At 35.7% G+C, this 13,195-nt stretch carries 9 protein-coding genes; 4 read left to right on the top strand and 5 right to left on the bottom strand.

What is annotated here, in order from left to right; all coding sequences use genetic code 11:
- Positions 1-141 precede the first annotated feature (141 nt).
- From HHX25_RS06260 to HHX25_RS06250, 3 genes are read left to right on the top strand one after another with little or no spacing between them, the layout of a single operon-like run.
- A complete protein-coding gene (locus HHX25_RS06260; RefSeq protein ID WP_169671322.1) occupies positions 142-1,545 on the top strand; it encodes a 3-keto-disaccharide hydrolase in 1,404 nt (467 codons plus the stop codon).
- A gap of 16 nt (positions 1,546-1,561) precedes the next feature.
- Complete coding sequence (locus tag HHX25_RS06255; protein ID WP_169671320.1) at positions 1,562-2,908, top strand: Gfo/Idh/MocA family protein; 1,347 nt, start codon at positions 1,562-1,564, stop codon at positions 2,906-2,908.
- A 39-nt stretch (positions 2,909-2,947) separates the two neighbouring features.
- A complete protein-coding gene (locus tag HHX25_RS06250; protein WP_169671318.1) occupies positions 2,948-4,129 on the top strand; it encodes a Gfo/Idh/MocA family protein in 1,182 nt (393 codons plus the stop codon).
- Positions 4,130-4,388: 259 nt separating this feature from the next.
- Here the strand turns inward: HHX25_RS06250 and ilvA are convergent, their stop codons facing one another.
- The 5 genes from ilvA to ilvD all read right to left on the bottom strand — a co-directional run bounded on the left by ilvA (position 4,389) and on the right by ilvD (position 11,234).
- A complete protein-coding gene (ilvA, locus tag HHX25_RS06245) occupies positions 4,389-5,654 on the bottom strand; it encodes a threonine ammonia-lyase IlvA (RefSeq protein ID WP_169671316.1) in 1,266 nt (421 codons plus the stop codon).
- 16 nt (positions 5,655-5,670) lie between these two features.
- Entirely contained in the window at positions 5,671-7,146 is a 1,476-nt protein-coding gene (gene ilvC / locus HHX25_RS06240) for a ketol-acid reductoisomerase (RefSeq protein WP_169671314.1), read from the bottom strand.
- Between the two features lie 17 nt (positions 7,147-7,163).
- The gene (gene ilvN / locus HHX25_RS06235) at positions 7,164-7,697 is read right to left on the bottom strand and encodes an acetolactate synthase small subunit (protein WP_169671312.1); all 534 of its coding nucleotides are present in this window, start codon (positions 7,695-7,697) and stop codon (positions 7,164-7,166) included.
- A 109-nt stretch (positions 7,698-7,806) separates the two neighbouring features.
- Positions 7,807-9,543, bottom strand: coding sequence for a biosynthetic-type acetolactate synthase large subunit (gene ilvB / locus HHX25_RS06230; RefSeq protein WP_169671309.1), 1,737 nt, complete (start codon positions 9,541-9,543; stop codon positions 7,807-7,809).
- 11 nt (positions 9,544-9,554) lie between these two features.
- Positions 9,555-11,234: a dihydroxy-acid dehydratase gene (ilvD, locus tag HHX25_RS06225; RefSeq protein WP_169671307.1), complete on the bottom strand. Its 1,680-nt coding sequence runs from the start codon at positions 11,232-11,234 to the stop codon at positions 9,555-9,557.
- Between the two features lie 652 nt (positions 11,235-11,886).
- Here ilvD and metK point away from each other — a divergent pair.
- Positions 11,887-13,140, top strand: a complete 1,254-nt coding sequence (gene metK, locus HHX25_RS06220) for a methionine adenosyltransferase (protein ID WP_169671305.1) — start codon at positions 11,887-11,889, stop codon at positions 13,138-13,140.
- Positions 13,141-13,195 lie beyond the last annotated feature (55 nt).

Below are 13,195 nucleotides of genomic sequence, written 5' to 3'. Positions count from 1 at the left end.
GGAATAAAATAGTTACGACGAAATCGTTTTCGACTGGCAATTATTTTAACAATAAAATGATCATTCTAATATCTCTTAACATTTGGATTTTCGTTATAAATATTTGTATTTTTGTGTACGTACACGAAAATATAAATACAAATGAAATCAATACAATCTAAGCTTCTTTTTTTTTCTAGTTTTCTTTTGATAAGTCTTATAGGCATTAGTGCTCATTCTCAAACATCTCAAGACGGATGGATATCTCTTTTCAACGGAAAGAACTTAAAAGGTTGGAAACAATTAAATGGAACCGCTACTTATGAAGTGGCTAATGGTGAAATTATTGGCACTACAAAAGCCAAAACACCAAATAGTTTTTTGTGCACTGAAAAGACATACGGTGATTTTATTCTAGAATTTGAAGTTCTTTTAGACCCCACAACTAATTCGGGTGTTCAATTTAGGTCCAATAGTTCCAAGTCATATAAAAACGGAAAGGTTCATGGCTATCAATTTGAACTAGACCCAACAGCTCGTGCTTTTAGTGGTGGGATATACGATGAGGGAAGAAGAGGTTGGATATATCCTTTATCTTTAAATCCGAAAGGCAGTAAAGTTTTTAAAAATGGAGTATGGAATACATGTCGAATCGAAGCTATTGGATCGACTATTAGAACATGGATAAATGGGGTACAATGCTCAAACTTGGTTGATGATTTAACATCATCAGGGTTTATAGCATTACAGGTACACAGTATTTATAGTGAAAAGCAAGTAGGCAAACATATTAAATGGAAAAATATTAGAATTAAAACAAACAACTTAGAAAAAGAACGTTGGACATCGGATCCTGAAGTAAAAGAAATGAGTTATTTGGTTAATCAGCTTACAGAAAATGAAGTAAATAATGGATGGCGTTTGCTTTGGGATGGAAAAACATCTAAAGGCTGGAGAGGCGCTAAGTTGGACCATTTTCCGCAGTCTGGTTGGGACATCCAAAATGGCGAATTAACTATTTTAGCAACTGATGGCGCAGAATCAACTGGTCCAGGAGACATTGTTACCGAAAAAGTTTTTAGTAGCTTCGAATTAGAGCTAGATTTTAAAATCACAAAAGCTGCCAATAGTGGTATTAAATATTTTGTAGACGCCGAGCTTAATAAAGGAACTGGGTCTGCGATAGGGTGTGAGTTTCAAATTTTAGATGATAAAAACCACCCTGATGCAAAAGCTGGCGTTAATGGTAATAGAACAGTAGGGTCTCTTTACGATTTAATTGCAGCCGAAAACCTTTCCGTAAAAGGAAGAAGCAAACAATTTAAAGGTATAGGTGCTTGGAACAAAGCAAGAATTGTTGTTAAAGGAGGCCATGTTGAGCATTGGCTAAACAATGAAAAAGTAATAGAATACGATCGATCTTCACAAATGTTTAGAGCACTTGTAGCTTACAGCAAGTATAAAAAATGGCCAGAATTCGGACAGTGGCCTAGTGGCCATATCTTACTTCAAGATCATGGGGATACGGTACATTACAGAAGTATAAAAGTTAGAGAATTTAATTAATAAAACATATAGAACAATGAGTTCAAATAGAAGAGATTTTTTAAAAAAGGCATCAGCAGGAGCTCTTGGAGTGACACTTACAGGAGGAATAACAAGTGCCTCGGCAAAAAGTTATTCACGAATAATAGGTGCTAACGATAGGATTCATGTAGCTATTCAAGGCTTAGGAAGACGCTTAGGAGGCTTTAAGGAAGCCATTTCTAGTAAAGAGAATAATATCGAACTCATGTACTTATGTGATGTTATGAAAAGTCAGCGAGAAAAGGCATCCAACTCTTTTTCTAAATTGATGGACCATAACGCAAAATTAGAAAACGATATTAGAGTTGTTTTAGATGATAAAAAAGTAGATGCTGTTTTTATGGCAACGCCAGACCACTGGCATGCGCCAGGAGCCTGCATGGCCATGCAGGCTAATAAACATGTCTATTTAGAGAAGCCTTGTAGCCATAATCCAAGAGAAGGAGAGTTACTCGTTGCCTATCAAAAAAAATATAATAAATTGGTACAAATGGGGAACCAACAACGATCTTCATTAGAATCTACCGAAATTATTAAAGATATTCATAACGGCATCATTGGAGATGCCTATAAGGCCATTGCTTTTTATACAAACTCCAGAGGTAAAGTCCCTGTTCCAGTAAAAGCAGCCCCTCCTGAAGGGCTCGATTGGGAACTTTTTCAAGGTCCTGCTCCAAGAAAGGCATATATGCATGATACTTGGAATTATAACTGGCATTGGTATGGATGGGATTACGGAACAGCTGAAACTGGCAATAACGCTACCCATGAATTAGATATTGCCCGTTGGGCTTTAGATGTTGAATATCCAGAACACGTCGATGTATATTCAGGAAAATTTCAGCATAAAGATGACGGATGGGAAATGTACGATACCATGCTTGCTACCTTTAGATTTAATAATAACAAAACCATTCAATGGGATGGTCAAAGCAGAAACGGATACAATAAATATGGGGCCGGCAGGGGTACCTTGATCTATGGTTCTAAAGGCATGGTTTTTATAGATAGAGGTGGTTATAAATTATATGACCTTAAAGGTAAGGTTATTCGCAGTCGAAATTTAAATGGAGGCGAAGATGGTGTGGCACTTGGAGGCGGTGGCAGCCTTTCTACAAGACATGCTGTTAACTTTTTCCAAACTATAAGAAGAAAAGATTCATTAACTTCGCCAATAGAGCAAGGTGTTATTAGTCAAATGCTTACGCATTATGCCAATATTGGTTCAAGAATTAATAAATCTTTTGAGGTAGATGAGATTACTGGACGAATTTATGACAGAGACGCCATGAAATTATGGTCTAGAACATACGAGCCAGGTTGGGAAATAAAGCCTGTATAAGTTAGAACCAATCCCCACAGTTATTAGAAATTGCAACAAATGAAAAGAAGAGAATTTATTACAAAAAGCAGCATGGCATCAGCAGGAATTATTGCTGGAACAGCAACTTTAGGAGCTATCAATAAAAAATTTAGCTCTAATGATACCATCAATATTGGAATCATAGGTACGGGAGATAGAGGTGGCGGACTTATCCCTGTGCTAAACAAAATTGAAGGCGTGCGTGTGTCTGCTGTCTGTGATATTTTACCCTTCCGGTTAGAAAAAGGGGTTTCTAAAGCTTCAAATAAAGTTGAAGCTTATAACAATTATAAAAAACTATTAGGCAACAAAGATATTGATGCCGTATTAATAGCGACACCATTTAGTACACATTCTAACATAGCACTTGACGCCCTAGATGCTGGTAAACATATCTATTGTGAAAAAACAATGGCAAAAGGATTTGATAGTATTAATAATCTTGTGGAAAAGGCTTCAAATTCGAAAACCATCTTTCAAACTGGCCACCAATATCATAGCTCCAGACTATACAAACATGTCGTAGATATGCTGAAAAATGGTGAGATTGGGCAGATAACTTCTTTTGAATGCCAATGGAATAGAAATGGAAACTGGAGAAGACCTGTTCCAGATGCTTCTTTAGAGCACGCTATCAATTGGCGTATGTATAGGGAATATTCTGGTGGATTGGTTGCAGAACTTTGCTCGCATCAAATTGATTTTGTACACTGGGTTTTAGGTGAGAATCCTAAAAAAATAATGGGAATGGGTGGTATTGATTATTGGAAAGACGGGAGAGAGACTTTTGATAACATCCATTTATTGTATGAATACCCAAGTGGCGTAAAAGCTAAATTTACCTGTTTAACTAGTAATGCTTTAGGTAATTATCAAATAAAAATACATGGAAGTAAGGGTACTATTCTATTGGATTATACCAAAGCCTGGATATATTATGAAAAAGGATATAAAAAAGAAATAGCAGATGTTGATGGTGTTTCTGGAGCTACCATAAATAGTCATTTACAAGGCAAAGGGTATCCCATTAAAGTGTCTCATTTAGATCCTAGCAAGCAAGCTTTAGTGGACTTTAGAGACTCTATTCTGGAAAATAAGCAACCCATTTCAAATGTATTTACTGGTGCCGATACGGCCAGAGCTGTTCAATTGTCGTTAGACGCTATGCATCATGAAGCTATTCAATATTGGAAAGGATAAATTGTTTATATTAATTAATTTAAATTTCTAACTATTAGCTTTGTCATTCCTGCGAAGGCAAGAATCTACTAGTTAAGGATAGACATAATAAAATAAGTAATTCATTAACGTTATCGTCGTTTATTTAACATTTTAATCCATAAAACTTGTGGAACATTCTATATCAAAGTGGCAACCGATTTTAAATTACGTATAGAAGAAAAATAATACTTCTTAACATTCAAGAGGGCTCCTGCCTTCGCAGGAATGACAAGATAAATTACACCAAAAACTGAAATAAATCTGGTTTATCATTTAGATAATCACCATAAAAATTACGAAGCTTCATTTTGGTTATTAGAGGTTCTAAATCGGCAACAGATTTTAATTGAATACCAACCACAGCGGAACCATTTTCCCGATTCGTTTTTTTTGCATATTGAAAATAGGTAATATCATCATTCTCTCCTAAAATATCTGCCACAAACTCTTTTAAGGCTCCTGCACGTTGTGGGAATTTCACAATAAAATAGTGCTTTAATTTAGCGTACAGCAAGGCTCGTTCCTTAATTTCAGAAGTTCTGGTAATATCATTGTTACTACCACTAACAACACATACGACGTTTTTTCCTTTTATTTCTTCAGCATAAAAATCTAAAGCAGAAATACTTAACGCTCCAGCTGGTTCTACAACAATGGCATCTCTATTATAAAGCTCCAAAATAGTCTCGCATACTTTGCCTTCTGGTACCGTTATCATATTATGTAGGTTCTCTTTACAAATAGAAAAGGTTAAGTCTCCCACACGTTTTACGGCTGCTCCATCGATAAATTTTTCAATTTGTTCTAATGTTGTATTGCTATTGTTTTTAATCGATACAGACATAGAAGGCGCACCTTCAGGCTCTACTCCAATAATTTTAGTATGAGGTGACAATTGTTTAAAAACAGCAGATAATCCAGCGGCTAAACCACCGCCGCCAACGGGAATAAAAACATAATCGATAGGCGCTGTCGATTGTTCCAGAATTTCCAGACCTATGGTAGCTTGTCCTTCTATAACTTTTTCATCGTTGAAAGGATGAATAAATGTTTTGTGCAACTCATCACATTCTAACATAGCTGCATGATAAGCATCATCAAACGTATCTCCTATAAGTTTAATATCTATAAAATCGCCACCAAACATTTTAACCTGCTCTATTTTTTGATTTGGCGTTGGAGCTGGCATATAAATAGCACCTTCAATCTCCAACAGTTTACAAGATAAAGCAACACCCTGTGCATGATTCCCAGCGCTGGCACAAACAACACCCTTTTTAGATTCTTTAGTAGTTAATGAGCTTATTTTATTATAAGCACCTCTAATTTTATAAGACCGAACCTGTTGAAGATCCTCACGCTTTAAAAAGATATTGGCACTATGATAATTTGAATATCTTACACTAGGGCCTAAAGGCGTAACTGCCGATACTTTTTTAATGGTATCGGCAGCTACTTTAATATTATCAATACTAGGAAAATATATAACGTTTTCCTTACTCATATTAATTTATTTTAAACTATACTATAGGCTTCATAGCCGTCATAGACGCTCTTAAAAAGGTTCCTATTTTTTCAACAGGATGGTTTCTTAACGCAGCATTAACTTCAATTAATTTTGCGTTATCAACACTAGCTCCATTGTCTTTAGCATAAGCCTTTCCTATAACATCAGTATCGATAGTTTTCATGAAATCGGCTAATAATGGCTTACAAGCATGATCGAACAAATAACATCCGTACTCAGCTGTATCAGAAATAACACGATTCATTTCATATAATTTCTTTCTTGCAATAGTATTTGCAATAAGTGGCGTTTCATGTAATGATTCGTAGTATGCAGATGCATCAATAATTCCAGAATCTGTCATAGCTTCAAAAGCTAATTCAACACCTGCTCTTACAAATGCCACCATTAACACACCGTTATCGTAAAATTCTTGCTCAGAGATTTCAACATCTCCTGCTGGCGTTTTTTCAAAAGCTGTTTCTCCTGTAGCAGCTCTCCAACCTAATAGATTTTTATCATCGTTGGCCCAATCTTCCATCATTCCTTTAGAAAAATTCCCTAGCATGATATCATCCATATGCTTTTGGAATAAAGGACGCATGATGTTTTTTAATTCTTCCGATAATTCGAAAGCCTTAATTTTTGCTGGGTTAGATAAACGATCCATCATGTTAGTAATACCACCATATTTAAGACCCTCAGTAATAGTTTCCCAACCATATTGAATAAGTTTAGAAGCATAACCCGCATCTATTCCTTTTTCAACCATTTTATCAAAACAAAGAATAGAACCAGTTTGTAGCAATCCACAAAGAATGGTTTGTTCTCCCATTAAATCACTTTTAACTTCGGCAACAAAAGATGATTCTAAAACACCTGCTCTATCGCCTCCTGTTCCTGCTGCATAAGCTTTTGCCTGCGCCCAACCTTTTCCTTCTGGGTCATTTTCTGGATGAACGGCTATAAGTGTTGGCACACCAAAACCACGTTTGTACTCTTCTCTTACTTCAGATCCAGGACACTTTGGCGCCACCATAATAACTGTAAGATCTTTACGAATTTGCATACCTTCTTCAACAATATTAAATCCGTGAGAATATGATAAGGTAGCTCCTTGCTTCATTAAAGGCATCACTGCATTTACAACGTTTGTATGTTGCTTATCTGGAGTCAAGTTTAACACTAAATCTGCAGATGGAATCAACTCCTGGTATGTACCTACTGTAAAACCATTATCTGTAGCATTAACATAAGAAGCACGTTTTTCAGAGATTGCAGCATCACGCAAAGCATAAGAAATATCCAATCCAGAATCTCTCATGTTTAAACCTTGATTAAGACCTTGTGCTCCACATCCTACTATGACTATTTTTTTACCTTTTAAAGCGTCTACTCCATCTGAAAACTCTGAAGCATCCATAAATCTACACTTTGATAATTGATCTAGTTTATCTCTTAATGAAAGTGTGTTAAAATAATTTCCCATTTTAATTTTTATTGTTGTTATTGGTTATTAAATGCTAAAAGCATTTCTGTGATTTTCATTTCTTCTTTAGTTACCGCAATGCGTCCAGATCGTACAAATTGCATGATCCCAAAAATATTTAAATCTCTGCGAAGTGATTCTATTTCGTTTCTTCTACCAGATTTTTCCAAAACAAAGAACTCTTTGTTTACAGTAACTATTCTGGCATTACTTTCTTTAATTATATTCTGAATTTGAGGTTCATCAAATAACAAATCAGATTTTATTTTAAACATACCTGATTCTTGATAAATGGTTTGCTCTTCTGTATGATAATAAGCACGAATAACTTCAATTTGTTTCTGAAATTGTCCTATAATCTTTTTAGCTTGAGATTCGGTGATATTAACAACAATTACAAATCTGTTTACGCCTTCAATTTCTGATTGCGATGTTGTTAAACTTTCAATATTTATATGTCTGCGTTGAAAAATTGCAGATATACGATTTAATAGACCGATATTATTTTCGGTATAGATTGAAATCGTAAATGATTTTATTTCTTCGTTCATTTTATTAACAGATAACAGAAAAAAGATAAAAGAGAAAGAGACAGTAATTCTTTAATAGGTTGTTATCGTCTTCACTCTTTGTTCTATATTCTTTGTTCTTATTTTATAACTAACTTAATCTAATATCTGAAACCGATGCTCCAGAAGGAATCATTGGAAATACATTGTCTTCTTTTTCTACACAAACCTCTAAGAAATAAGACTCTTTAGATGCTATCATTTCTTTAATGGCATCTGCCAACTCTTCTCTTTTTACAACACGTTTTCCTTCTATATGGTATCCTTTTGCTATGGTAACAAAATCTGGGTTTGTCATTTCTGTAGACGCATAACGCTTATCGAAAAACAATTGTTGCCACTGGCGCACCATTCCCAAAAATTCATTATTCAGTACCACAATTTTTACAGGTACTTTTTGTTGAAATATGGTTCCTAACTCCTGAATATTCATTTGGTAACCACCATCACCAATTATTGCTACGACTTCACGCTCTGGTGCCGCCATTTTAGCACCAATAGCCGCTGGTAATGCAAAGCCCATAGTTCCTAAACCACCAGAAGTTATATTACTCTTCGTTTTATTAAATTCTGAATAACGGCAAGCAATCATTTGGTGTTGTCCAACATCCGATACAATAGCGGCATCTCCTTTACTTTGCACGTTTATTTCTTTCAATACTTCACCCATAGTCAGTCCCTCTTTGGTTGGATGAAGGTCACTTTTAATGACTTTGTCAAATTCAATCGCATACAAATCTTTAAACTCTTGTAACCATTCTATATGCGTATTCTCATTTAACAATGGTAATAATTGAGATAAACTATCTTTAGAATTACCTAAAACGGCAACATCTGCATGCACATTTTTATTGACTTCTGCTGGGTCTATTTCAAAATGAATGACTTTCGCTTGTTTGGCATAGGTATTTAAATCTCCTGTAACGCGGTCATCAAAACGCATCCCGATTGCGATAAGCACGTCACATTCGTTGGTTAACTTATTTGGTGCATAATTACCATGCATTCCAACCATACCAATGTTTAAAGGGTGTGATGTTGGTATAGCCGAAGCCCCCATAATGGTCCAAGCCGAAGGAATACCTGTTTTTTCAATAACTGCCTTCAATTCTGCTTCTGCTTCCCCTAAAATAACACCTTGTCCCCAAACAATCATTGGTTTTTTTGCTGCATTAATTAAATTGGCAGCAGCATTCACTGATTCTACATTAGTTTTTGGCGTTGGAATATAACTTCTTACCCCTGTGCACTTTTCATATTTAAAATCAAGTTCCCCAAACTGAGCATCTTTAGTGATATCAATTAACACTGGTCCTGGACGACCACTTTTAGCTATATAAAACGCTTTTGCCAAAACTTCTGGGATTTCCGAAGCTTTTGTCACCTGATGATTCCATTTGGTAACGGGTGTAGAAATACCAATAATATCTGTTTCTTGAAACGCATCGGTACCTAATAAATGAGACGGTACTTGCCCAGTAATACATACTATTGGTGTAGAATCGATTTGAGCATCTGCTATTCCAGTAATAAGATTGGTCGCTCCTGGTCCTGAAGTTGCCATAGCAACACCAACTCTACCCGATATTCTTGCAAATCCTTGAGCTGCGTGTGCAGCACCTTGCTCATGACGTGTCAATACATGATGAATTTCATCTCTGTATTTATATAATTCATCATAAACGGGCATAATAGCTCCTCCAGGATATCCATAAAGTATGTCAACACCTTCAGCTATTAAACATTTTATAATAGCTTCGCTACCACAAATGCGCTCTGTTTGGGCAATGTCGGTTTTACTTGTTTCCATTGTTTGTGTTTCTTTCATATCGAAAAAAATTAAAATTCATCAGTAACACAGCCTTTAGATGCAGATGATACTGACCTTGCATATTTATAAAGAACACCTCTATCAAATTTTAACTTAGGTGCTGTCCAATTTTGTCTTCGTTGTTCTAGTTCTTCTTCTGAAACTTCTAAAGAAATTGTATTAGTTTCAGCATCAATGGTAATCATATCACCATCTTTTACCAAAGCTATGGTTCCACCATCTTGGGCTTCTGGTGTAATATGACCTACAACAAAACCATGTGTCCCTCCAGAGAAACGTCCATCTGTAATCAACGCAACCTCTTTTCCTAATCCTGCACCCATAATTGCGGCTGTTGGCTTTAGCATTTCTGGCATTCCAGGACCTCCTTTTGGCCCTTCATAACGAATAACCACCACATCTCCTTTTTCTACTTTCCCATCACGAATCCCATCATTCGCATCATATTCACTATCGAAAACCTTTGCCTTTCCAATAAAATTCAGACCTTCCTTTCCAGTAATTTTAGCCACACTTCCATCTTTTGCCAAATTTCCGTATAGCATACGTAAATGCCCTGTAGCTTTTATTGGTTCTTCTATGGTCTTAATAATGTCTTGACCTTCGTCTAAATCTTTAACATCTAATAAATTTTCAGCTAAAGTTTTTCCTGTAACCGTTAAACAATCACCATGTAACAGCCCTTTTTTCAACAAGTATTTCAATACTGCTGGAACGCCTCCTACAGCATGAAGATCTTCCATTAAATATTTACCACTAGGCTTTAAATCGGCAATGTATGGTGTACTATCACTAATCGCCTGAAAGTCTTTAAGCGTGAAATCTATTTGTGCAGCTCTGGCTATGGCCAAAAAGTGCAGTACAGCATTTGTAGACCCTCCTAAAATAGTAACAACTCTAATTGCATTTTCTAAAGATTTTCTAGTAATAATATCTGAAGGCTTAATATCCTTTTCTAACAATAAACGCATTGCTTCACCTGCCTTTACAGACTCTTGTTTTTTAAGGTCACTACTTGCTGGGTTAGATGAATTATATGGTAATGCCATTCCCAAAGTTTCTATGGCAGAGGCCATAGTATTAGCTGTATACATGCCACCACAAGCGCCTTGTCCGGGAATTGACTTTTTTATCACACTTCTATATTCTTCTTCTTCCATGGTCCCAGCTACTTTACTTCCCCAAGCTTCAAAAGAAGACACGATGTCTAATTTCTTTCCGTTATGGCAACCAGAATCTGTAGTACCTCCAAAAATTAAAATGGAAGGCCTGTTTAAACGAATCATCGCCATTAAAGCTCCTGGCATATTTTTATCACAGCCTACAACAGTTATCAAACCATCGTAGCTCATACCTTGTACAACAGTCTCCATAGAATCTGCAATAATATCTCTTGAAGGCAACGAGTAACGCATCCCAGGAGTTCCCATAGAAATACCATCGCTGACCCCAATGGTATTAAAGATTAATCCGACCAGATCTTCATTCTTAGTACCTTCTTTTGCCAATTTTGCTAAATCATTTAAGTGCATATTACAAGGATTCCCCTCATAACCTGTACTAGCAATACCAATTAAGGGTTTAAAAAAGTCTTCATCAGAGAAGCCAATGGCATATAACATGGCTTGTGCTGCTGGTTGCGTTGAGTCTTGAGTTACTGTTTTACTAAATTTATTAAGTTCCTTCATCTTTGTTACAGATAATTTTACGTTTTATCTTTTTTTAATTTAATATTTTAATGATTTAAGAATTCTTTTAAAAATCCTACAACCAAATCAAAATAATATTCGAAATTAATTTATTAGGTTTTTATTTATATTATTCTTTCGTTTTTTATGGTTAAATCCACAACCACCCAAAATGACACAACACGCTGTAAAACAACTATTTAAACTATTATTTTTATGATGTTCAAAATTTAAAAAATATGCAATAAAAAAGCCTTCCTTAATCGGAAGGCTTTTAAATTTATAATATTTACATATAGCGCTTCCTACCGTTGCGAACTAATCACAATGACGATAAAAGAAACGATATTTAATATTTGCTTTTTCATTTTGTTTGTACAAATATTTGGAATTAAAATATAATAACCAATTTATTTTTTAAAAAAATAAAAACGAATCCTCATTTCCTTTTATTTTTTTACTTTTGCCATCACAAATAACAGAGGAAAGATTTGACTGATTGCAACCTCTTTATGCTGAACTTGTTTCGGCATCTTTTTTGAAAAACTTTAGAATCGAAAAATTCTGAAACAAATTCAAAATTGAAAAATGCTAAAGGCAGTGTAAACTTCCTTCGACGCTATCGTCAAATCCTAAATATAAAATACAATTTATGGCTTATTTATTTACTTCGGAAAGTGTTTCCGAAGGACATCCAGACAAAGTAGCAGATCAAATTAGCGATGCTTTAATTGACCATTTTTTAGCTTTCGATACAGACTCGAAAGTAGCTTGTGAGACCCTGGTTACTACAGGGCAAGTTGTCCTTGCTGGTGAAGTAAAATCTAAAACATATTTAGACGTACAAAAAATTGCCAGAGAGACCATAAACAAAATTGGCTACACTAAAGGCGAGTATATGTTTGATGGTAATTCTTGTGGTGTAGTGTCTGCTATTCATGAACAATCGGACGATATTAACAGAGGTGTCGATAGAGCAAGCAAAGAGCAACAAGGCGCTGGGGATCAAGGGATGATGTTTGGATACGCAACCAATGAGACCGAAAACTTTATGCCTTTAGCTTTAGATCTGTCGCATAGAATCTTGATAGAACTTGCCGAATTAAGAAGAGAAAACAAAGACATTACTTATTTACGTCCCGATTCTAAAAGTCAGGTAACTATTGAGTATAGTGATGACAATATTCCGCAACGTATTGATGCTATTGTAGTATCTACACAGCATGACGATTTTGGAGATGATGATACCATGCTTGCAAAAATTAGAAAGGATATTGTCGACATTTTAATTCCACGTGTTGTTGCCAAACTACCTAAGCAAATTCAGGTCTTGTTTAATGACGACATTAAATACCACATAAACCCAACAGGGAAATTTGTAATTGGTGGCCCTCATGGAGACACTGGTTTAACTGGTAGAAAAATTATTGTTGACACCTATGGCGGAAAAGGTGCGCATGGTGGTGGTGCCTTTTCTGGGAAAGACCCGAGTAAGGTAGATAGAAGTGCAGCCTATGCAACGCGACATATTGCAAAAAATCTGGTTGCTGCAGGTGTTGCCGACGAGGTTTTAGTTCAGGTTAGTTATGCTATTGGTGTGGTAGAACCTATGGGTATTTTTATTGATACTTATGGCACCTGCCCTTTTAATATGACTGATGGTGAAATTGCCGAAAAAGTTTCCGAAATTTTTGATATGCGTCCATTTGCCATAGAAGAACGCTTAAAACTTCGGTCACCTATGTACAGCGAAACGGCGGCTTACGGACATATGGGGCGTAACAACGAAATCGTTACTAAAACATTCACACAACCTAATGGTGAAGCGACTACTTTAGACGTCGAATTATTCACATGGGAGAAACTGGATTATGTTGATAAAGTAAAAGAAGTGTTTGGTTTGTAAACCAAACATTTTATAAATCTTATTAAAGACCGCCTACATTGGCGGTCTTTTTTGT

It is taken from the genome of Flavivirga algicola, from assembly GCF_012910715.1.
Classification (GTDB): domain Bacteria; phylum Bacteroidota; class Bacteroidia; order Flavobacteriales; family Flavobacteriaceae; genus Flavivirga; species Flavivirga algicola.
Note: the sequence above shows the minus strand (reverse complement) of the source record. Positions and strands in the feature narration are given on the sequence as shown.